Below are 19,869 nucleotides of genomic sequence, written 5' to 3'. Positions count from 1 at the left end.
CTGGCGAAGTTCGAACACTCTCCACAGTCGGACGAATCCGTACGGTAGTCATGGGCCAGGGAGGAAACACCTTGGTCTTCAGTCTGATCCGTCGCCGCGCGGCCGCCCCCGCCGGCGCCGCATGCCCCTACTCGGCCGCCGCAGCGGCCCCCGCCGTCGTGCCGCCGGCGGCCGTTCCGCGCGAGCCGGAGCGGGTGGACCGGCGGCAGGCGGAGGAGTTCGTCCGGCAGTTCCACGACGAGTCCCCGGGCGCCGGGGACGCGGACGCCCGGGTCCGCCAGGTGCGGGCGGAGATCGCCCGTACCGGCACCTACGAGCACACGCCCGAGGAGCTGGCCTTCGGCGCCCGGGTGGCCTGGCGCAACGCGGCCCGCTGCATCGGACGGCTCTACTGGAGCAGCCTCGTCGTGCGGGACCTGCGCGGGGTGTCGTCCGCGGACGGGATCGCGGCCGCCTGCGCCGAGCACCTGCGGGCGGCGGAGAACGGCGGGCGGATCCGCCCGGTCCTCACCGTCTTCGCCCCGGACCGGCCCGGCCGCCCGGCCCCCCGGATCGTCAACGACCAGCTGGTCCGGTACGCGGGCCACCGCACCGCTTCCGGCCGCTGGATCGGCGATCCGCGCACGGCGGCGATCACGGCGCTCGCCCGTGAGCTGGGCTGGAAGCGGGAGGAGGAGCCCTTCCAGGTGCTGCCGCTGATGGTGCGGGAGCGGCCCGGCGCCCGCCCGGAGTGGTACGAACTGCCGGACGGCGCCGTGCGGGAGGTGCCGCTGCGCCATCCCGAGCACGCCTGGTTCGCCGGCCTCGGGCTGCGCTGGTACGCGGTGCCGGCCATCAGCGACATGGTCCTGGAGATCGGCGGGGTGCGGTATCCGGCGGCGCCGTTCAACGGCTGGTACATGGGCACCGAGATAGGCGCCCGGAACCTGGCCGACGCGGACCGCTACGACCTGCTGCCGGTGGTCGCGGAGAAGCTGGGCCTGGACCGCTCGTCGGAGCGGACGCTGTGGCGGGACCGGGCGCTGGTGGAGCTGAACGTGGCGGTGCTGCACTCCTTCCAGGAGGCGGGGGTGACGATGGCGGACCACCACACCGAGTCCGAGCGGTTCCTGAAGCACATCGCGCGGGAGCGGCGGCACGGCCGGGCGACCCCGGCCGACTGGAGCTGGATCGTCCCGCCGCTGTCGGGCGCGGCCACGCCGGTCTTCCACCGCTACTACGACCCGGTCGACCCGTCCCTGCGTCCGGCGTTCGTCCCCCGGCAGGGGTAGACCGGGGCCGGGGTCAGTACCGTCCGCCGCCCGCGCGGTCGCCCCGGCCGCCCCGGCGGGGGCGGCGGCCCTGGCGGGGGCCGCCGGGGTCGGTGGCGCCGCCGGCGGCCTCCGGCGAGGAGAACAGCACCGGGACGGCCGGGCCGGAGGCGGCCGGGGTCGCGGTCCGCGGCTCCGGCACCCGCTCCGGTCTGCGGGACTCGGCCGGACTCGCCGCCCGCGCCACGATCCGGGCGTGGGTGATCAGCGGGGCGCACGCCTCGCAGATCTCGGCGAGCGTCCAGACCTCGCCGACGGCCGGGTTGTGGATGAGGACGAGGAGGGTCCGGCCGGAGCACAGGGCCCGGGCCTGGTGATGGCGGCAGCCGGCTCCCCCGCACGCGCACGAGGCGTTCGGGCGCGGGGTCGCCAGCCGGGCGTGGGCCCGCACGTGCTCGGCGGCGAACGCGCGCAGCGCGCGCACGTCCTTGGAGCGGTCCGGCATGCGGCAGCCCGCGGTGGTGCAGCTGACCCGCGCCGAGTGGTCGTGGTGGCCGGTGAGGCGAATCGTCCAGGTCCTGCCTGGCACACGGGATCCGAGTGGCATGCTCAACGCGCACAAGTCCGTTCGGGAGAGGAGGCGTTCGGTCTCTGTTTACCCCGAAGACGAGGGCTCGACGCGTCCTCCGCGGCGTGTCAGGCGGTGTCGTCACCCTTCCCGTCCCGCGGCCCGAGCGCCGCGGCGCCGAGCACGGCCGCCCAGATGGCGAGCGGGGTCACCGGCCAGTAGAACTTCAGCTCGCCGGCGCTGAGACAGGTGACGCCCCAGATCACGGTCATGATCAGGAGGCCGCCGAGCCAGTGGCGCCACTCGGCATACCACTCGGCGCGTTCCTCGCGCTCGCGCTCCTCGCGGCCGGGCACGGGCGCGGGCAGGTCGGCGGTGAGGACGGCGAGTTCCCCGGCGGTACGGGCGCTCAGGGCGGCCTCGACGCGGGCGGCGTGCTCCCGCGGCTGGAGCCGTCCCTCGGCGAGGGCGGCGGCGAGGATGTCGACGGCGGCGTCGCGTTCACGGTCGGAGACGCGCATCTCCGGGAAGCGTTCCTGCGGGTCGGTCGGCTGATCGGGCTGCTGGTCCATGTGCTCCCCCATTCGTTAGAATACGACCGTATCCCAAAGTGCGGAGCGTGACGATGCCCAGGACCGTCGACCGGTCGGAACAGCGCCGGCAGATCGGCGCCGCCCTGCTGCGCCTGGCCGGCGAGGAAGGGCTCGACCAGGTGAGCGTGCGGACCGTGGCGGCGGCCAGCGGCCGGTCCCCCGGCGCGGTCCAGAAGTACTTCCGCAGCAAGGAGGACCTGCTCCTGTTCGCCTCCGAACTGGCCGGGGAGCGGATCGAGCGGCGGATGGGCGCGGTCGACCCGGGTCTGCCGCTGCGGGCGGCGCTCCGCGAGCTGATCCTCACCACCCTGCCGCTGGACCAGGAGCGCCGCGCCGAGACGGCCGCGCAGCTGGCCTTCGCGGTCCACGCCGCCCACCACCCCCGGCTGGCCGAGGTCCGCCAGCGCGTCGACCGGGAGCTCCGCGACGCCCTCGCGCACCGGCTCGCCGCCGCCGGCAGCCCGCTGCCCGGGCCGGCCGCGGACGCCCTCATCGCCGTCTCCGACGGCCTCGCCCTGCGGCTGCTGTACACCCCCGACGAGGCCCCGCCCCTGCTCGCCGCGCTCGACCTGGCCCTCGAAACCCTGACGCCGGACGGCTGAGGCGCCGGAGCGCCCGGCCGCTCAGAGGGAGGCGAGCAGGTCGTCCAGTGGGGCCGGTACGCGGGTGAGGTCGAGGGCCTCGGCCAGCACGCGTCCGTAACGGATCTTGCGCCCCGAGGTGGTGCCGAGGAAGCGGCGCATCCGGAGCAGCGGGCTGCGGTCGCGCTGGGCGGGCTGGTTCAGGAAGGTGCGCAGGGCGCGGCCCTCGCCCTCGGCGTCGACCAGCTCCCCGACCCGTTCCACCCCGAGGGCGCGGATCAGCTCGTCCTCCAGGTCGGCGACGCAGACGAAGAAGGCGTCCGGGTCGGCCCCGGCGGCCGCCAGGCCGCGCGCGTAGTGGGCGCGTTCGGCGTCGTCGCACAGACCGGTGAGGCGCAGCCCGAGGCCGGACGGGCCGAGCAGGCGGGCGTGACGGGCGGCATTGGTGGCACCGTTCATGGACAGCACGCAGACGCCCTCGGCGGCGAGGTCACGGCCGCGGCGTCCGGCGAGCGTCTCGACCGCAGCGACGTCGCTGCGCCCTTCGAGCAGCACCACGGTGCGGACGGGGAGGCGGGCTGCGAGGTCGCGCGCGGTGTCGCCGGGTCCGCCGGCCGCCCAGGCGGCGACCTCGGCCCGGAAGGCGTCCATGTCGGTCATGACAGGAGTCTCGGCGCCGGACGGCCCGGGCGGTACCGGTTTTCGGGGGCGCGGCGGCCCACCGCGTCAGTAGCGCAGGGCGGTGGGGACCGAGGCGGTCACGGTGCCGGAGAGCTTGTGGGTGCTGCGGGCGGTGCCGTCGCCCGGTTTGCCGGCCGGCACGTCGGAGATGGTGACGACGACCGTGTCGACCAGTTTGCCGTCGCCGTCCTTGAACTCCACCTGCACCGCGAACGAGCGGGTCTTGTCGTCGGTGTTGTCCACGGTGACCGGGACGGTGGTGCGGCCGTCGGCGTCGGTGCCGGGGTCGCCGAGCGTCACCTCGTCCTTGGCGTCGACGCCGTTCTTGACCTCGGACAGCTGCTGCTTCGCCTGGTCGGCGGCCTTCTTCGCCGCGCCCGAGAGCCCTTCGGCGGCGGACTCGACCGCGGAGGCGGCCTCGCTGACCGCCCCCGAGACGGGGTTGTCGCCGTCGTCCGAGCAGGCCGCCGTGCCCATCAGGACGGCTCCCGCCAGCAGGCCGCCGGCGGCGCCCCGTACCCAGCGTCCGGACATGTCGTGGTCTCCCTCGGCTCGCGTGTGGTCGTCCGCCCAGTCAACGGCAGCGTCCGGCGGCCCGCATCCCGGGAACCGGCGGTCAGCGGTGGCCGAGCGCGACGATCACGCTCATGGGCCGGCCGGTGGCGGCGTCCACCCTCACGAACGGGAGGACCGAGGCGACGGCGAGGGTCCCTGAGTGGCAATCGGCGTCACTCCCCCCGCAGGGCGGGCAGCAGCGTGGTCCGGGCCCATTCCAGGAAGGGGCCCTGGTGGGCGCCGCCGATCTGGACGAGCGCGAGATCGGTGAAGCCGGCCTTCCGGTAGGCGTCGGCGGCCTTCACCACCGCGCCGGGGTCGTCGCCGCAGGGGATCGCCTCGGCGACGTCCTCCGGTTCGAGATGGGCGGACGCCTGGGCGAAGCTCGACGGCAGCGGCAGCTCGGGGTTGACCCGCCAGCCGCCGAGCGACCAGCGGAACTGCTCGTAGGCGCGGGCGACGGCGGCGTCGCGGTCGGTGTCGTAGCAGAGGGCGAGCTGCCCGATCCTGGGCTTCCCCGCGCCGCCGTGGCGGTCGAAGTCCTCGGTCAGCTCGCGGCGCGGCTCGACGGCGACGAGCAGGTCGGCGCGGCGGCCGGCGAGCGCGCTGGAGCGCGGGCCGGAGGCGGCGATCCCGATCGGCGGCGGCCGGTCGGGCAGGTCCCAGAGGCGGGCGGCGGTGACGTCGAAGTGGCGCCCGTGGTGGTTCACGTACTCCCCGGTGATGAGGGCGCGGATGATGTCGACGGCCTCCTCCAGGCGCTCCAGTCGGACGCGGGCGGTGGGCCAGCCGGCTCCGGTGATGTGCTCGTTGAGGTTCTCCCCGGAGCCGAGGCCGAGCCGGAAGCGCCCCTCCGAGAGGAGCTGGAGCGTCGCCGCCTTCTGCGCGACGACGGCCGGGTGGTAGCGGAAGGTCGGGCAGGTCACGAAGGTCATCAGCGGGATGCGGGAGGTGGCCTGGGCCGCGGCGCCGAGCACGCTCCACGCGTACGGGGAGTGTCCCTGGGCGTCCAGCCAGGGGAAGGAGTGGTCGGAGACCACGGAGAAGTCGAAGCCGACGCGCTCGGCCTCGACCACGTGGTCGACCAGCTCACGGGGGCCCGCCTGCTCGGTCATCATCGTGTAGCCGAAGTTCGTCATGCGCGGCGCCTTGCCGGGCGCGCCGGTTCGTAAACGGGCGCGGGGCCGTCGACGGCGGGGAGCCCCCGGCGGACGGCCGCCGGGGGCTCGGGTCACTCCTGGAGGGGTGTCGCGGCGACCGTGACGGGGCCGACGACGGTGAGGGGTATCCGGACGTTCTCGCAGAAGCGGCGCACCTTGGACAGCACGCTGAGCGAGGCGGGGGTGGGGTCGGCGGTGGAGAGCTGGACCCGGACGTGCCGGGGCCGGTGGGCGTGGGCCAGTTCCTGGGCCTCCAGGTCGGCCGCGGAGCGGCTGGTGTGGGCGAGGTCGCCGGGGAGCGACAGGTGCAGGACGCCTTCCTCGAAGGCGTGGCCGATGAGCATGACCGCCTCCTTCCGTCGTACGCCGTCCCGCGGCCCTGAGGCGGCGGGACGGACGGTTTCCGTCAAGGCGTTGTGCCGGCACGCAGACACCAGGCTGGCAGACGCGGACCGTGTCCGCACCCGCACGGCCCGCAGCCGCCGGAACCTGCGGGCGGGCGAACCCGCTGGTCGGGGCGGTTCCCCGGGTCAGTGGGCCACGGTGGCCTCCGGTCCGGTCCGGCCGGTCGGGGTGTCGTCGAGGAAGCCGCCGGACTGGTGCTGCCAGAGCTTGGCGTACGCGCCGTCGGCGGCGAGGAGTTGGTGGTGGTCGCCCTGTTCGACGATCCGGCCTCGGTCGAGGACGACGAGCCGGTCCATGCCCGCGACGGTGGAGAGCCGGTGGGCCACGACGAGCGCGGTCCGGCCCTCCATGAGGCGCCACAGCGCGTCCTGGACGAGGAGCTCGCTCTCGGAGTCGAGGGCGCTGGTCGCCTCGTCGAGGAGGAGGATCGGCGCGTCGCGGAGGATCGCCCGGGCGAGCGCGACCCGCTGCCGCTGCCCGCCGGAGAGCTTCACCCCGCGCTCCCCGACCAGGGTGTCGAAGCCGTCGGGGAGCGCGTCGGCGAACTCGGTGACGTGGGCGGCCTCGGCGGCCCGGCGGATCTCGGCCTCGGTGGCCTCGGGCCGCGCGAAGGCGATGTTCTCCCTGAGGGTGCGGTGGAACATGGCCGGATCCTGCGGTACGGAGGCGATGAGGCCGCGCAGGTCGGACTGGCGGATGCGGCTGATGTCCTGACCGCCGATCAGGATCCGGCCGCCGTCGACGTCGGTCATCCGCAGCAGCAGCCGGGTGAGGGTGGTCTTGCCGCCGCCGGAGCGGCCGACGAAGCCGACCTTGGTGCCGCCGGGAACGTCCAGGTCGAGCCCCTCGAAGAGCGGCTTCGCGCCCCGGTGGGCGAAGTGGACGCCCTCGAAGCGGACCGCGCCGGACCGGTCCACGACGGGCTCGGGGTGGGGCGGGTCGACGACGGTCGGCGGCTCCAGGAGGAGTTCGGTGAACTGGGCGGCCTCCGTCATGGAGCTCTCCAGGCGCCGGTAGATCTGGTTGAACTCGAACATGATGCGGGTGGCGTTGGCGTAGTACGTGAACGCCACGATGATCGCCTCCACGCCCCGCTCCCCCGCCCCGAGCATCAGGGCGAGGACGAGTCCGAGCACGTTGGTGACGACGGAGAGCGGTGCGACGAGGGTGTCGATCCGCAGGTTGCCGTAGTCCCAGGAGCGCAGGGTGATCCGGCGCGACTCGGCGGCGCGGGCCCGGTGTTCGGCGGCCTCCCGCTCCTCGGCGGCGAAGGAGCGGACGCTGTCCATGTTGGTGAGCACGTCGGCGACGTGCCCGGACACCCGGGCGATGGCCTGCTCGCGTTCGGCGACGATCCGCTGCCGGCGGCGGACGAGCGGGAAGACGCAGACGCCGGTGAGCGCGATCATCACGAGGAGGCCGACGACGAGCAGCGGGTCGTACTGCCAGAGGACCACCGAGGCGAAGAGCAGCGGGACGAAGCTGCCCATCACCTGGAAGGTCAGCGTGTCGACGAAGTCCTCGAAGCGGGAGGCGAAGCTGATGACCCGTTTGGTGAGGGAGCCGGCGAAGTTGTCGTGGAAGAACGCCGCGTCCTTGGCGAGCAGTTCGTCCATCCCGACGGCGTACAGGTGCTCGATGCCGCGGGCGTCGAGCCGGTTGAGGCAGTGGTAGCCGCCCCGCCACAGCGCCTCGCCGACGAGCAGCACGCCGGCGAAGGCGAGGGCGAAGGGCAGGACCGCGTCGAGGGTGGTCGGGCCGCCGTCGGCGACCCGGCCGACGAGCTTGGCGACCACCAGGGGTGCGAGGTAGTTGATGCCGATGTTCCCGAGGGCCGGGAGCAGCAGCGCGGGCACGGCCACCCGTCGGAGCCGCAGCAGTTCTCCCCCGTAATGGCGGAGCGCGAGGCGGACGGGGCCTTTGCCCGGTCCGCCGCCGCGTTGTTCTGACGTTCCCATCACGACCTTCCGTCGTCGTACCGATACGTGCGGTGACGGAGTGTGGCGGAGGACGGACCGGGCGGTCCACGGATTTTCCGGGCGGCCGGGGAGCGTACGGGGGGCGCGCGGGCGCCGCGGGGCTCAGCCGCGCAGCGCGGCGGTGAAGGCGACGAGCTCGCGCACGACCCGGTCCGGGTCCTCCCAGTAGGGGACGTGCCCGGTGCCCTCGTGGACGAGGAACCGGGAGTCGGGGATCGCGTCCAGGATCAGCTGCTGGTCCGAACGGGTGAGCAGCGGATCGCGGTCGCCCCAGACGACGAGGGTCGGGACGAGGATCCCGGTCAGCGTGGCCGCGAGGTCGGTCTCCAGGAGTCCGCGCAGGGTCTCGCGCCAGACCCGGGCCGGGGCCTTCAGGCTCTCGTCGATGACGGTCTCCAGGAAGCCGGGGGCCACCCGGCCGGCGACGAGCCCGCGGGTGAAGCCGGCGGCGAAGGCCCGGTCCACCGGGTCCTCCAGGGTCCGGACGGTCTCCCAGACGCCGGTGACACCGGGTTTGTCGGCGAGCAGGGCGGGGACGCCGAGGAGGACGAGTCCGGCGACCCGGTCGGGCCGCCGGCCGGCGACGATCCGGGCCTGGACCCCGCCGCTGGAGCCGCCGACGAGGACGGCCCGCTCGATGCCGAGGTGGTCGAGGAAGGCGACGAGGTCGTCGGCGAAGTCCTCGGGGAGGTACCCCTCCGCCGGCTTGTCCGCGTCGCCGTGGCCGCGCTGGGTCGGCGCGTAGGCGTGCAGGGCGGACGGCATGGCCCGCAGCATCGGCTCGAAGGTCCACCAGGAGTCGGCGTAGCCGTGGACGAGGACGAGCGGCGGCCCGCTCCCGGGACGGCCCGCCTCCGCGTAGGGGAGCGTCGGGCGCCCGTCGCCGAGGACGGCGCGGTGCACGGCGACGACGGCCATCGGCACCCTCCTGTCTCTCTCGCCTCAGCGTAGGAACGCTTCCCGGGGCCCTCAACACGGAGCGGGCCGCGGCAGGCATGCGGGGGCCCATCCGGGGAAGCCGCGCCGTGCACCCGGCACCCGATGCCGCGCCGCCGCCCAGGAGGCCGCCGTGACGCCCTTCCGGATCCGCTCCAGGCAACTTCCCCCGTCCGGCCCGTCGCCCGTCCCGCCGGAGACCCCACCGGTGGTCTCCCCTGCCGGGGCCGCCGCGGGCTCGCCGGTCCGCTCGTACAACGAGTGGGATCCCCTGGAGGAGGTCGTGGTGGGCCGGGTCGACGGGGCCACGATCCCCTCCCGCCATCCGGCGGTCCGGTGCAACCTCCCGACGTGGGCGGCCCGGCTCCAGGGCGCCGCCGCCGGGTTCCGCTACCCGCGGGCGCTCGTCGGGAGGGCCGAGGAGGAGGTCGAGGGCTTCGTCGCCCTCCTGGAGTCCCTCGGGGTGACGGTCCGGCGCCCGGACCCCGTCGCCCACCGGCGGCGGTTCGCCACCCCGGAGTGGTCCTCCCGCGGCTTCACCAGCGCCTGCCCGAGGGACAGCCTGCTCGTCGTCGGCGACGAGATCATCGAGACCCCCATGGCGTGGCCCTGCCGCTACTTCGAGACGCACGCCTACCGCACGCTGCTGAAGGACTACTTCCGGCGCGGGGCACGCTGGACGGCGGCACCCCGGCCGCAGCTGACGGACGCGCTCTTCGACCCGGCGTTCCGGGTGCCCCCGCCCGGCCGGCCGGTGCGCCACCTCGTGACGGAGTTCGAGCCGGTGTTCGACGCCGCCGACTTCGTCCGGGCGGGCCGCGACCTGTTCGTGACGCGCAGCAACGTCACCAACCGCATGGGCGTCGAGTGGCTGCGCCGGCATCTGGGGCCGGAGTACCGGATCCACGAGATCGAGAGCCGCTGCCGGACCCCGATGCACATCGACACCACCTTCCTGCCGCTCGCCCCCGGCCGCGCCCTGGTGAACCCGGAGTACGTCGACCCCGACCGGCTGCCGCCGGTGCTGGACGACTGGGAGATCCTCACGGCCCCCGAGCCCGACCCGCTGCCGGACCGACTGCTGCGGGTCACGTCGATGTGCGGCAAATGGCTGAGCATGAACGTGCTGATGCTCGACGAGAAAAGGGTCGTCGCCGAACGCCACCACACCGGGACCCTGCGCGCCCTGGAACGCTGGGGATTCGAGCCGGTCCCCTGCGACCTCCTGCATTACGCGCCGTTCGGCGGCTCCTTCCACTGCGCCACGCTCGACGTCCGGCGGAAGGGACCGGAACCGTTCGACCCCTCCTGAGGAGATTCCTGTCCCCTGCTTTCCGGGCCGCCGCGCCCTGCGTGTTCGCATGGCCGCGAGGACGCGCGTGCGCGACCATACGGACGCGCCGTCGTGAGAATCCCGGCCGGCGGCGGGAAAGAGCGAGCACACAGGAAGAAGGCCGTACGTGACCGGCAGCGAGAGCGAGAACCCGGCAATTCCCTCCCCCAGCCCCAAGGACACCCGGCCCCGTACCAATCGGGACTGGTGGCCGAACCAGCTGGACCTCTCCGTACTCCATCGGAACGATCCGCAGGCCGACCCTCTCGACAAGGATTTCGACTACGCGAAGGAGTTCGCGGGCCTCGACGTCGAGGCGCTGAAGCGGGACGTCATCGCCCTGATGACGGATTCCCAGGAATGGTGGCCCGCCGACTACGGTCACTACGGCCCTTTCTTCATCCGGATGAGCTGGCACGCGGCGGGCACCTACCGCATCGCCGACGGCCGGGGCGGCGGCGGAAGCGGCGCGCAGCGATTCGCGCCGCTGAACAGCTGGCCGGACAACGCGAGCCTGGACAAGGCGCGCCGTCTTCTCTGGCCGGTCAAGCAGAAGTACGGACAGAAGATCTCCTGGGCCGATCTCCTGGTTTTCGCCGGTAACTGCGCGATGGAATCCATGGGGTTCAGGACCTTCGGATTCGGATTCGGCCGCGAGGACATCTGGGAGCCGGAGGAGATCTTCTGGGGACCGGAGGACACCTGGCTCGGAGACGAGCGCTACAGCGGCGACCGGGAGCTGAAGGGGCCGCTCGGCGCGGTCCAGATGGGCCTCATCTACGTCAACCCGGAGGGCCCGAACGGGAACCCGGACCCGATGGCCGCCGCCCGCGACATCCGGGAGACCTTCGGCCGGATGGCGATGAACGACGAGGAGACGGTCGCGCTCATCGTCGGCGGCCACACCTTCGGCAAGTGCCACGGGGCCGTCAGCCCCGAGTTCATCGGCCCGGAGCCGGAGGCGGCGCCGATCGAGCAGATGGGCCTCGGCTGGAAGAACGCGTCCGGCACGGGCGTCGGCGCCGACGCGCTCACCAGCGGCCTGGAGGGCGCCTGGACGAACCAGCCGACCCGGTGGGACAACGGCTACCTCGACAACCTCTTCCGGTACGAGTGGGAGCTGACCACCAGCCCCGCGGGCGCGCAGCAGTGGAAGCCCGCCGACCCGGCCGCCCAGGACACCGTCCCGGACGCGCACGACCCGTCGAAGCGGCACGCGCCGATGATGCTGACGACCGACCTGGCGCTGCGGGCGGACCCGGTGTACGAGCCGATCGCCCGCCGCTTCCACGAGAACCCGGAGCAGCTCGCCGAGGCGTACGCCAAAGCCTGGTACAAGCTGCTGCACCGGGACATGGGGCCGCTGTCGCGGTACCTCGGCCCGTGGATCCCGGAGCCGCAGCTGTGGCAGGACCCGGTGCCGCCGGTCGACCACGGCCTGGTCTCGGACGAGGACATCGCCGCGCTCAAGGAGCGGATCCTCTCCTCGGGGCTGAGCGTGCCCCAGCTGGTCACCACCGCCTGGGCGTCGGCGGCGAGCTTCCGCGGCACGGACAAGCGGGGCGGCGCCAACGGGGCGCGGATCCGGCTCGCGCCGCAGAGGGACTGGGCGGTCAACGACCTGCCGGAGGTGGCCGAGACGCTCCGCGCCCTGGAGACGATCCAGCGGGAGTTCGCCGCCGGCCGGAGCGACGACACCCGGATCTCGCTGGCCGACCTGATCGTGCTGGGCGGCTGCGCGGCCGTCGAGCAGGCCGCGAAGGACGCCGGGCACCCGGTGACGGTGCCGTTCGCCCCCGGGCGGACGGACGCCTCGCAGGAGCAGACCGACGTGGAGTCGTTCGCGGTCCTCGAACCGCGCGCCGACGGCTTCCGCAACTACCTGGGCCCGGGCGAGAAGCTGTCGCCGGAGACGCTGCTGCTCGACCGGGCGAGCATGCTGACGCTGACGGCGCCGGAGATGACGGCGCTGGTCGGCGGCATGCGGGTGCTCGACACCGGGCACGGCGGGGTGCGCCACGGCGTGTTCACGGACCGTCCGGGCAGCCTGACCACCGACTTCTTCGTCAACGTGCTGGACATGGGGACGGAGTGGAAGGTCTCGGCGTCCGACGAGAACGTCTACGAGGGCCGGGACCGGGCCACCGGCGAGCTGAAGTGGACGGGCACCGCCGTCGACCTGGTCTTCGGCTCCCACGCCCAGCTGCGGGCCCTGTCGGAGGTGTACGCGGCGCGGGACGCGGGCGCGAAGTTCGTCCGCGACTTCGTCTCCGCCTGGTCCAAGGTGATGGAGCTGGACCGCTTCGACCTGCGCTGAGGCACGCCGCCCGGGCCGGGTCCGCCCGGACACGCGCCGGCGCCCGGACGGTCGTGCTGCGGCCGTCCGGGCGCCGGAGTGCTGCGAAGCGTCAGGCGTCGGTGGATCGGATGAATCAGGTCGATCAGGTCGATCGGGCGGATCAGGTGGAGATGGCGGGGAGCAGCCCGGTGACCGGCGCCGCCTGGTCGGTGAGCTGGTGGAGCTGGTGGAGTTCGTTGACCCGGCTCAGTCCGCCGAGCTGCTCGCCGACGCCGGGGTACGCGGCGCGGGCCTCCTCCGTCATCCCGGTGGTGGCCAGGTTGTCGAGTTCGGCGATCGGGCTGATCGGCGGTCCGAGCGGGCTCGCGGGGGCGGCGACGGCCTGCGTGGCGGCACCGCCGAGGCAGGAGAACGCGGCGGCGACGGCGAGGACCGAGGAGATGCGTCGAGGTGAGGTCACACCCTCACAACGGAACGTTCCGCCGGGGGACACGCGGCGGGCCCCGGCGTCCTCCGAACGGGCCATGGCACCCCGGCCGCCGGACCCGCCCACGGGCCGGGGACCGCGCTGTAGGCTGGCCGTTCGAACCGAGGCCGACCCGCGTGCGGAGGGCAGTTGAGCGAGCTCGTCCGCGGCACCCCCGGACTCGTGCGGGCGGTCAACGACCGCGCCGCCCTCCATCTGCTGCTCCGTCAGGGGCCGCTCACCCGCCCCGAGATCAGCCGGCTCACCGGTCTGTCCAAGCCGACCGCCTCCCAGGTCCTCGCGCGCCTCGAAGGCGCGGGCCTGGTGGTGGGCAACGGGCTGCGCACCGGGCTGCCGGGCCGGGTCCCGGAGACGTACCGGGTCAATCCGGCGGCGGCCTACGCGACGGCCGTGGACGTGACGCCGGAGTGGATCGCGGTGCGGGCCGCGGACATCACGGGCGCGGTGCTCGGCGAGACCGAGGCGCCCGCGCCGGCCGGGGGCGGCCGGGAGGCGCTCGTGGCGGCGCTGCGCGCGGCGCTCGCCCGGGTGCCGACTCCGGAGCCGCCGAGGCGGGTGGTGGTCGGCGTGCAGGGCGCGGTGGACCCGACGACCGGGCGGCTCGCGTACGCCAGCGAGGAGGACATGGCGGCGTGGTTCTTCCCGGACGTGGAGCGGACGCTCGGCGCGGAGCTGGGGGTGCCGGTCCGGATCGAGAACGACGTCAACCTCGCCGCCGTCGCCGAGCGGGCGCACGCGGCGGCCGGCTGCCCCGACTTCGTCCTGCTGTGGGCGGACGAGGGCCTGGGCGCGGCGCTCGTCCTCGACGGGCGGCTGCACCGCGGCCACTTCGGCGGCGCGGGCGAGGTCGGCTATCTGCCGCTGCCCGGCGCGCCGACCGCCCGCGAGGCCGGCGGCCCGTACGGCCGCCACGGCTACCAGGAGCTGGCGGGCGGGGACGCCGTACGGGAGCTGCTGCACGCGCACGGGGTGCCGGGCGCGGACTTCGCGGAGACGGTGGCGGAGGCGGTCCGCCGGGCCGGGTACGGGGCGGACGCGCCGCCCGTGGCCGGGGCGGGTGCGCTTCCCGAGGACGAGGAGGGCGCGCCGACCGTGGGCGGGGAGGCCGAGGCGGCGCGGGCCGGGCTCGGGCGGGTGGCGGCCCGGCTCGCCGCCGGCCTCGCCTCGATCGTCACCGTCGTGGACCCCGGACTCGTCGTCCTCGCGGGCCGGCTCTGCGCGGCGGGCGGCGAGCCGCTGCGCGCGCTGGTCGAGCGCGAGCTGCGGATCCTCGCCCACTCCCGGGCGCGGATCCGGCTGTCGGCGGTGCCCGGGAACCCGGTGCTGGCCGGTGCGCTCGACCTGGCGCTGACGGCCGCCCGCGAGGACGTCTTCGGCGGGCCGCCGCCGGTCGGGGGCGGCCCGGTCCTCTGACGCCGCCTCAGCGGCGGGGGAACCAGCCCTTGCGGTCGGCCGCCGGGGCGGGCGCCTGCCAGGGGCTCGCGGGGGCGGCTCCGGGGAAGAGCGGGCCGGTGCGCGGCTGGACGCGCTCCAGCCGGGCGGTCCACGGTCCGTCCGCGTACTCGAACTGGACGACGAGCGGGCCCTCGGGCAGCGGCGCCCGCTCGCGGCGCGGGCCGATCTCGCTGATCAGGTAGTCGTCGTCCGGGAGCACGGTGGGGTCCTCGTGCCCGGCCAGCTCGAAGACGTTGACGATGAGGTTGCTGTCGCCCCGGTAGTGGATCGCGAGGTCGGCGACGCCGAGGGTGTGCAGCAGCACGTCCGGGCCCCGGAACTCCGCCTCCCGCTCGGTCAGCCGCCGGGCCGAGGCGAGCGGCGCGACCTCGAACCGCCACGGGCCCTCGGCCTCCAGCCGGAGCCGCAGGGTGCCGCTGGTGGGGACGGTGGCGAGCACCCGGCCGACGTAGTGGTCCTCGGTGCTGCTGATCAGGTTGTCCGTGTCCTTGTTGCGCTTGTCGAGGACGTCCAGGCACGTGTAGCCGGCGTCCGGGACCTCCAGCTGCACGATGACGGGGCCGGGCGGCAGCCCCTCCACGGTGAGCACGTCGTTGTCGCGCCCCGTCTCGACGTACGGGGCGAACACGGGCCCGTACGTCCACGCGTCGTCCAGGGCCGGCGGCACCGGCGCTGCGGGAGCCTGGGCGGCTCCGTGCGGGGCCGGCGCCGGATACGGCGCGGGGGCGGGCAGGGGAGCGGGGACGGTTCCGGGTACGACTCCGGGCGGGGCGTACGCGGCGGGCGCGGCCGGCGGGGGCGCGAAGCCCGGCGCGGGGGCCGGGGCCGGGGCCGGAACGGGGACGCCGGGGCCGAAGGCGGGCGGCGCGGGCGGGGGCGCGAAGGCGGGCGCCGGGGTCGCGACGGCCGGTGGGGGTGTGTGCGGTGCGGGGGCGGTCCGCGGCTCCGCGCCGGCGACGTGCACGCCGTGGTCGGTGGCCAGGCCCTCCAGGCCGTTGGCCCAGCCCTGTCCGACGGCCCGGAACTTCCAGCCGCCGGCCCTTCGGTAGAGCTCGGCGAGCACCATCGCGGTCTCCCCCGCCGCGTCGGTCACGTCGTACCGGGCGACCGGGGTGCCGTCCGGGGCGAACGCCTCCACGGAGAGGCCGGGCACGTCCCGGAGGGCTCCCCGGTCGGTGGAGCCGACGACGAGCACGCGGTCGACGTCAGGTTCGAGGGCCGGCAGCCCGACCTCCAGCCAGTCGCCGCCGTCCTCGGCCCGGGCGAACCGCACGGCGCCGTTCGGGTGCGCGGGCTGTCCGTGGAAGACCACGTCGGCGTCGCCCCGGACGAGCCCCCGCTCGGTGAGCAGGAGCGCCATCGCGTCCATGCCCCGGCCGCGTACGGCGATCCGCAACGGCACCGAGGGCACGAAGCCGTTGCCCCCCTTGATCAGCGTCGTCATCGCGCTCCGGCCCTTCCCCTCGAGTCCCCACCTGGTCGATCAAGGAAGATCCTCCGCGACGCGCGGGCCCGGGACAAGGGCGGAGGGGCAGGACCGGGCAGCCCGGGCCGGGTTCGCGCGAGTGCTCCGGCCGGTGCGGGGCACACGCGGGATGAGGCGCCGGCTCCGCCCGGCCGTTCGAGGAGGTGACGAACATGGTCCGCGAGAGCGTCCTGGTCCAGGCGCCGCTGAAGCGGGTGTACGACCAGTGGACGCGGTTCGAGGAGTTCCCCCGCTTCATGCACGGCGTGGTGGCGGTCGAGCAGACCGACGAGCGGCATCTGCACTGGCGGACGAGCATCGCCGGGGTCCGCCGCGCGTTCGACACCGAGATCGTCGACCAGTCGCCGGACGAGCGGATCGCCTGGCGCACCGTGGGCGGCGAGGTGCGCCAGCGGGGCGTGGTGACCTTCGAACCGGTCGGCACCACGCACACGCGCGTGCGGCTGGTGATGGAGCTGGAACCGCGGGGGCCGGCCGAGAAGGCGGCCGCGGCGCTGGGCGTGGTGTCCAGCCGGGTCTCCGGTGACCTGCGGCGCTTCAAGGACTTCGTCGAGGACCGGCACGGGGCGACCGGCGACCGGCGCGGCCGGCTCCGGCCCGCCGGCGCGGCGCGCTCCCCCGGCGCGGAGCCCGGTCCCGTATCTCCTTCCCCCTCTCCTCCGCCTCCTTCCGATCCGTCCGATCCCCCCGGCTTCCCGGACGGGCGGCAGCCGATGCCGCCCCGCTGACCCCTGGCGCCCGACATCGGTCCGCCCACGTCCCCCCGACACTCGAAAGGTCCTGGTCATGGTTCCGCTCCTGCTCGTCCTTCTCCTGATCCTGGTGCTCTTCGGCACCGGCTTCGCCGTCGAGGCCCTCTGGTACGTCGCCCTTGCGGTGCTGGTCCTGTGGGTGCTCGGCTTCCTGTTCCACGGCTCGGGTTCGCGGTGGTACCGCTGGTGATCCGGACCCCGTCCCCGGGAGCCCGCCGCCCTCCGTGGGCGGCGGGCTCCCGGGCCGTTCCGGCGCCACCTCCCCGGTTAGTTTGATTTTCAACCAACAATCGGGGGATGATGACCCCACGGCCCGCGGCACGCGCGGGGCGAGGCGAAGGAGCGGACAGTGAGCGACGCCGTGGCGGCACCGGCCGGGCAGCGGATCTTCCTCGACAAGCAGACCCCCGACGCCTTCAAGGCGTACGTCAGGACGGCCCAGACGGTGCGCGCCGCCGCCGACGAGGCGGGTCTCGACCGCATCCTCGTCGAGCTGGTGAACCTGCGCGTGTCCCAGCTCAACGGTTGCGCGTACTGCCTCGACACCCACACCCGCGCCGCGCTCGCCGCCGGCGAGACCCCCCGCCGCCTCGGCGTGCTCGCGGCCTGGCGGGACACCCAGATCTTCACCCCGAGCGAGCGGGCCGCCCTCGCCCTCGCCGAGGCCACCACCCACCCGGCCGACGCCGACGCGCAGGAGCGTGCGTACGCCGAGGCCCGCGAGGTCCTGGACGACGCCGCGCTCTCCGCCGTGATCTGGGTGGCCATCACGATCAACGCCTTCAACCGGGTGTCCATCCTCAGCAAGCACCCCGTCCGCGAGAGCTGACGCCCGGTCGAGCCCCGCCCTGTCGCACACGCGATCGGCCCCGGACGGCCCGGACGGGTAAAGTCTCCGGGTCGCCCGAGCCGCCGCGCCGCCGCCCGGGACTCCCCCCTCCCCCGTACGACAGGTCCCCCTCTCTTGCCTTCCGCCGTCGCCCCCGCCTCCGCCCCGACCCCGGCCGCCTCCCGGTTCCGTGTCCCGAAGCCCGACTGGCTGCGCGATCCCCGGGTGTGGCGGACCGAGGTGCTGGCGGGGCTCGTCGTCGCGCTGGCGCTGATCCCGGAGGCCATCGCCTTCTCGGTGATCGCCGGGGTCGATCCGGCGATGGGCCTCTTCGCGTCGTTCACGATGGCCGTCACGACGGCGATCGTGGGCGGACGGCGGGCGATGGTCTCGGCGGCCACCGGAGCCGTCGCGCTCGTCATCGCGCCGGTCAACCGGGAGCACGGCGTCCAGTTCCTGATCGCCACCGTCATCCTCGCCGGCCTCTTCCAGATCGTGCTGGGGCTCGTCGGGGTGGCGAAGCTGATGCGGTTCGTCCCGCGGCCGGTGCTGGTCGGATCCGTGAACTCGCTGGCCGCCCTGGTCTTCCTCGCCCAGCTCCCCGAGACCCGGAACGTGCCCATGGCCGTGTACGGGCTGATCGCGGGCGGCATCGTCCTGCTCGTCCTCTTCCCGAAGGTGACGACGCTGATACCCGCCCCGCTCGTCACCATCACCGTCCTCACCCTGGTGACGGTGGCCGCCGGGATCGCGGTGCCGACCGTCGGCGACCGGGGCGCGCTGCCGTCGGCGCTGCCCGTCCCCGGCCTGCCCGACGTGCCGTTCACCGCCGGCACACTGGCGACGATCGCCCCGTACGCCCTCGCCGTGGCCCTCGTCGGCCTGGTGGAGTCGCTGCTGACGGCGAAGCTCGTCGACGACCTCACCGACACCCCGTCGAACAAGACCCGGGAGTCGGTCGGCCAGGGGATCGCGAACGTCGTCACCGGCCTCTTCGGCGGCATGGGCGGCTGCGCGGTCATCGGCCAGACGATGATGAACGTGAAGGTGGCCGGGGCCAGGACCCGGGTCTCCACCTTCCTCGCCGGCGTGTTCCTGATGGTCCTGTGCGTGGTCCTCGGGCCGGTGGTCTCGCGCATCCCGATGGCCGCGCTGGTGGCGGTCATGGTGATCGTGTCCGTCGCGGCCTTCGACTGGGAGTCGGTCGCCCCGCGCACCCTGCGGCGCACACCCGTAGGGGAGACCGTCGTCATGCTGGTGACGCTGGGCTGCGTCCTGGTCTCCCACAACCTCGCCCTCGGCGTCGTCGTCGGTTCGCTCACCGCCACCCTGGTGTTCGCCCGGCGGGTCGCCCGCCGCACCACCGTCACCTCCGTCACCGACCCCGACGGGGCGACCACCGTGTACCGGGTCTCGGGCGAGCTGTTCTTCGCCTCCGCCGAGGCGTTCGCCGACCGCTTCGACCCCGCCGGCGACCCGGACCGGGTCGTGGTCGACCTCTCCGCCGCGCGGATCTCGGACGCGTCGGCCGTCGCCGCGCTGGACGCCGTCGAGGCGGCGTACGCCCGGCGCGGCAAGACCGTCGAGATCACCGGCCTCGACCCGTCCGGTACGGCCCTCCGGGCCCGCCTCGCCACCACGTCGGCGCACTGACGCGTCCGCCGTCCCCCGCACGCGCGCACGTGCGTGCCGTTCGGTTTTCCGAACCCCCGGTTCGGGTGCGGGCACCATCGCCTGGTCAGGGGCCGTCCGCCCAGGATGGGGGCATGATCGAGACGGCGAAGGACATCGGGACGGAAGCGGCCGCGCGGGCGGAGGACCTGCGCCGCGTGTACGGGCGGGGCGGCGCGGCGGTGCACGCGCTGAACGGGGTGTCGGTGAACCTCGCGCCCGGCACGTTCACGGCCGTGATGGGGCCGTCGGGTTCCGGCAAGACCACCCTGCTGCACTGCCTCGCGGGCATGGACCGGCCCACCGGCGGCTCCGTCTGGTGGGGTGGTACGGAGATCTCCCGGCTGCCCGAACGACGGCTGGCGGAACTGCGCCGCAGCCGGGTCGGTTTCGTCTTCCAGGCGTTCAACCTGATGCCGGCGATGACCGTCGCCCAGAACGTCGAGCTGCCCGGCCGCCTGGCCGGCGAACGCCCCGACCGGCGCCTGGTCCTGGACGCGCTCGCCCGGGTCGGGCTCGCCGGGCGCGAGCGGCACCGGCCCGGGCAGCTGTCGGGCGGGCAGCAACAGCGGGTGGCCATCGCCCGCGCGCTGGTCGCCCGGCCGCGGGTGCTCTTCGCCGACGAGCCGACCGGCGCGCTCGACCGGGCCACCGGCCACGAGATCCTCGCCCTGCTGCGGGCCGGGGTGGACCGGGAGGGGCAGACCTGCGTGATGGTGACCCATGACCCGGTCGCCGCCGGATACGCGGACCGGGTGCTGCTGCTCGCCGACGGGGTCCTGGTGGACGCGCTCGACCGGCCGTCCGCCGCGCAGGTCGCCGAGCGCCTGAGCCGGCTGGGCGGGTGAG

20 protein-coding genes are annotated in these 19,869 nt (G+C 74.6%); 10 read left to right on the top strand and 10 right to left on the bottom strand.

The genetic code is table 11. The annotated features are described in order from the left end of the window. The first annotated feature begins 50 nt into the window (after nt 1–50). Entirely contained in the window at nt 51–1,271 is a 1,221-nt protein-coding gene (locus tag ABFY03_RS34870) for a nitric oxide synthase oxygenase (protein WP_386723804.1), read from the top strand. A 13-nt stretch (nt 1,272–1,284) separates the two neighbouring features. Here ABFY03_RS34870 and ABFY03_RS34865 read toward each other — a convergent pair whose 3' ends face one another. Together ABFY03_RS34865 and ABFY03_RS34860 are read right to left on the bottom strand one after the other, a co-directional pair. Then, entirely contained in the window at nt 1,285–1,839 is a 555-nt protein-coding gene (locus ABFY03_RS34865) for a hypothetical protein (protein WP_319012211.1), read from the bottom strand. 107 nt (nt 1,840–1,946) lie between these two features. Then, the gene (locus ABFY03_RS34860; RefSeq protein ID WP_346171857.1) at nt 1,947–2,390 is read right to left on the bottom strand and encodes a DUF1707 SHOCT-like domain-containing protein; all 444 of its coding nucleotides are present in this window, start codon (nt 2,388–2,390) and stop codon (nt 1,947–1,949) included. A 53-nt stretch (nt 2,391–2,443) separates the two neighbouring features. Here ABFY03_RS34860 and ABFY03_RS34855 point away from each other — a divergent pair, with 53 nt between their 5' ends. Next, complete coding sequence (locus tag ABFY03_RS34855) at nt 2,444–3,013, top strand: TetR/AcrR family transcriptional regulator (RefSeq protein ID WP_319012293.1); 570 nt, start codon at nt 2,444–2,446, stop codon at nt 3,011–3,013. A gap of 21 nt (nt 3,014–3,034) precedes the next feature. Here the strand turns inward: ABFY03_RS34855 and ABFY03_RS34850 are convergent, their stop codons facing one another. The 6 genes from ABFY03_RS34850 to ABFY03_RS34825 form a co-directional block, all read right to left on the bottom strand. Then, nucleotides 3,035–3,652: a TOPRIM nucleotidyl transferase/hydrolase domain-containing protein gene (locus tag ABFY03_RS34850; protein ID WP_346171856.1), complete on the bottom strand. Its 618-nt coding sequence runs from the start codon at nt 3,650–3,652 to the stop codon at nt 3,035–3,037. A 66-nt stretch (nt 3,653–3,718) separates the two neighbouring features. Further along, a complete protein-coding gene (locus ABFY03_RS34845) occupies nt 3,719–4,207 on the bottom strand; it encodes a hypothetical protein (protein ID WP_319012208.1) in 489 nt (162 codons plus the stop codon). 194 nt (nt 4,208–4,401) lie between these two features. After that, nucleotides 4,402–5,367 carry a TIGR03557 family F420-dependent LLM class oxidoreductase gene (locus ABFY03_RS34840; RefSeq protein WP_346171855.1) on the bottom strand — a complete coding sequence of 322 codons (966 nt, stop codon included), beginning with the start codon at nt 5,365–5,367 and terminating at the stop codon, nt 4,402–4,404. A gap of 92 nt (nt 5,368–5,459) precedes the next feature. After that, entirely contained in the window at nt 5,460–5,732 is a 273-nt protein-coding gene (locus ABFY03_RS34835) for a hypothetical protein (RefSeq protein WP_319012206.1), read from the bottom strand. Between the two features lie 186 nt (nt 5,733–5,918). Continuing rightward, complete coding sequence (locus ABFY03_RS34830) at nt 5,919–7,751, bottom strand: ABC transporter ATP-binding protein (protein ID WP_319012205.1); 1,833 nt, start codon at nt 7,749–7,751, stop codon at nt 5,919–5,921. A 123-nt stretch (nt 7,752–7,874) separates the two neighbouring features. Further along, nucleotides 7,875–8,690: an alpha/beta fold hydrolase gene (locus ABFY03_RS34825; protein ID WP_319012204.1), complete on the bottom strand. Its 816-nt coding sequence runs from the start codon at nt 8,688–8,690 to the stop codon at nt 7,875–7,877. Between the two features lie 226 nt (nt 8,691–8,916). Between ABFY03_RS34825 and ABFY03_RS34820 the strand changes: the two genes are divergently transcribed. Further along, complete coding sequence (locus ABFY03_RS34820) at nt 8,917–10,020, top strand: amidinotransferase (RefSeq protein ID WP_346172356.1); 1,104 nt, start codon at nt 8,917–8,919, stop codon at nt 10,018–10,020. Between the two features lie 148 nt (nt 10,021–10,168). Next, nucleotides 10,169–12,358, top strand: coding sequence for a catalase/peroxidase HPI (gene katG / locus ABFY03_RS34815; RefSeq protein WP_346171854.1), 2,190 nt, complete (start codon nt 10,169–10,171; stop codon nt 12,356–12,358). Between the two features lie 142 nt (nt 12,359–12,500). On the opposite strand, the gene ABFY03_RS34810 is transcribed toward katG, so the two are convergent. Then, nucleotides 12,501–12,800 (bottom strand): hypothetical protein, encoded by a 300-nt coding sequence (locus tag ABFY03_RS34810; RefSeq protein WP_319012202.1) that lies wholly within the window; start codon nt 12,798–12,800, stop codon nt 12,501–12,503. A 156-nt stretch (nt 12,801–12,956) separates the two neighbouring features. Between ABFY03_RS34810 and ABFY03_RS34805 the strand changes: the two genes are divergently transcribed. Then, nucleotides 12,957–14,240: an ROK family transcriptional regulator gene (locus ABFY03_RS34805; RefSeq protein WP_346171853.1), complete on the top strand. Its 1,284-nt coding sequence runs from the start codon at nt 12,957–12,959 to the stop codon at nt 14,238–14,240. A gap of 7 nt (nt 14,241–14,247) precedes the next feature. Here the strand turns inward: ABFY03_RS34805 and ABFY03_RS34800 are convergent, their stop codons facing one another. Continuing rightward, nucleotides 14,248–15,726, bottom strand: coding sequence for a TerD family protein (locus ABFY03_RS34800; RefSeq protein ID WP_346171852.1), 1,479 nt, complete (start codon nt 15,724–15,726; stop codon nt 14,248–14,250). Between the two features lie 194 nt (nt 15,727–15,920). Here ABFY03_RS34800 and ABFY03_RS34795 point away from each other — a divergent pair, with 194 nt between their 5' ends. The 5 genes from ABFY03_RS34795 to ABFY03_RS34775 all read left to right on the top strand — a co-directional run bounded on the left by ABFY03_RS34795 (nt 15,921) and on the right by ABFY03_RS34775 (nt 19,868). Continuing rightward, on the top strand, nt 15,921–16,496 hold the full coding sequence (locus ABFY03_RS34795) for an SRPBCC family protein (protein WP_346171851.1): 576 nt from the start codon (nt 15,921–15,923) through the stop codon (nt 16,494–16,496). 58 nt (nt 16,497–16,554) lie between these two features. Continuing rightward, a complete protein-coding gene (locus ABFY03_RS34790; RefSeq protein ID WP_319012198.1) occupies nt 16,555–16,710 on the top strand; it encodes a hydrophobic protein in 156 nt (51 codons plus the stop codon). A 159-nt stretch (nt 16,711–16,869) separates the two neighbouring features. Then, nucleotides 16,870–17,349, top strand: coding sequence for a carboxymuconolactone decarboxylase family protein (locus ABFY03_RS34785; RefSeq protein WP_319012197.1), 480 nt, complete (start codon nt 16,870–16,872; stop codon nt 17,347–17,349). 135 nt (nt 17,350–17,484) lie between these two features. Next, a complete protein-coding gene (locus ABFY03_RS34780) occupies nt 17,485–19,002 on the top strand; it encodes a SulP family inorganic anion transporter (protein ID WP_346171850.1) in 1,518 nt (505 codons plus the stop codon). A 113-nt stretch (nt 19,003–19,115) separates the two neighbouring features. Then, entirely contained in the window at nt 19,116–19,868 is a 753-nt protein-coding gene (locus tag ABFY03_RS34775; protein WP_319012195.1) for an ABC transporter ATP-binding protein, read from the top strand. Nucleotide 19,869: the final 1 nt, after the last annotated feature.

The sequence above is a fragment of the Streptomyces roseofulvus genome, assembly GCF_039534915.1.
GTDB classification, from domain to species: Bacteria; Actinomycetota; Actinomycetes; order Streptomycetales; family Streptomycetaceae; genus Streptomyces; species Streptomyces roseofulvus.
This window is presented reverse-complemented; position numbering and strand designations above follow the sequence as displayed.

What these genes read in the sequence shown, in the direction of transcription:
- ABFY03_RS34870 (WP_386723804.1), top strand. Translation starts at nt 51, where the DNA reads ATGGGCCAGGGAGGAAACACCTTGGTCTTCAGTCTGATCCGTCGCCGC.
- ABFY03_RS34860 (WP_346171857.1), bottom strand. Translation starts at nt 2,390, where the DNA reads ATGGACCAGCAGCCCGATCAGCCGACCGACCCGCAGGAACGCTTCCCG.
- ABFY03_RS34855 (WP_319012293.1), top strand. Translation starts at nt 2,444, where the DNA reads ATGCCCAGGACCGTCGACCGGTCGGAACAGCGCCGGCAGATCGGCGCC.
- ABFY03_RS34850 (WP_346171856.1), bottom strand. Translation starts at nt 3,652, where the DNA reads ATGACCGACATGGACGCCTTCCGGGCCGAGGTCGCCGCCTGGGCGGCC.
- ABFY03_RS34845 (WP_319012208.1), bottom strand. Translation starts at nt 4,207, where the DNA reads ATGTCCGGACGCTGGGTACGGGGCGCCGCCGGCGGCCTGCTGGCGGGA.
- ABFY03_RS34840 (WP_346171855.1), bottom strand. Translation starts at nt 5,367, where the DNA reads ATGACGAACTTCGGCTACACGATGATGACCGAGCAGGCGGGCCCCCGT.
- ABFY03_RS34835 (WP_319012206.1), bottom strand. Translation starts at nt 5,732, where the DNA reads ATGCTCATCGGCCACGCCTTCGAGGAAGGCGTCCTGCACCTGTCGCTC.
- ABFY03_RS34830 (WP_319012205.1), bottom strand. Translation starts at nt 7,751, where the DNA reads ATGGGAACGTCAGAACAACGCGGCGGCGGACCGGGCAAAGGCCCCGTC.
- ABFY03_RS34825 (WP_319012204.1), bottom strand. Translation starts at nt 8,690, where the DNA reads ATGGCCGTCGTCGCCGTGCACCGCGCCGTCCTCGGCGACGGGCGCCCG.
- ABFY03_RS34800 (WP_346171852.1), bottom strand. Translation starts at nt 15,726, where the DNA reads ATGACGACGCTGATCAAGGGGGGCAACGGCTTCGTGCCCTCGGTGCCG.
- ABFY03_RS34795 (WP_346171851.1), top strand. Translation starts at nt 15,921, where the DNA reads ATGGTCCGCGAGAGCGTCCTGGTCCAGGCGCCGCTGAAGCGGGTGTAC.
- ABFY03_RS34790 (WP_319012198.1), top strand. Translation starts at nt 16,555, where the DNA reads ATGGTTCCGCTCCTGCTCGTCCTTCTCCTGATCCTGGTGCTCTTCGGC.
- ABFY03_RS34775 (WP_319012195.1), top strand. Translation starts at nt 19,116, where the DNA reads ATGATCGAGACGGCGAAGGACATCGGGACGGAAGCGGCCGCGCGGGCG.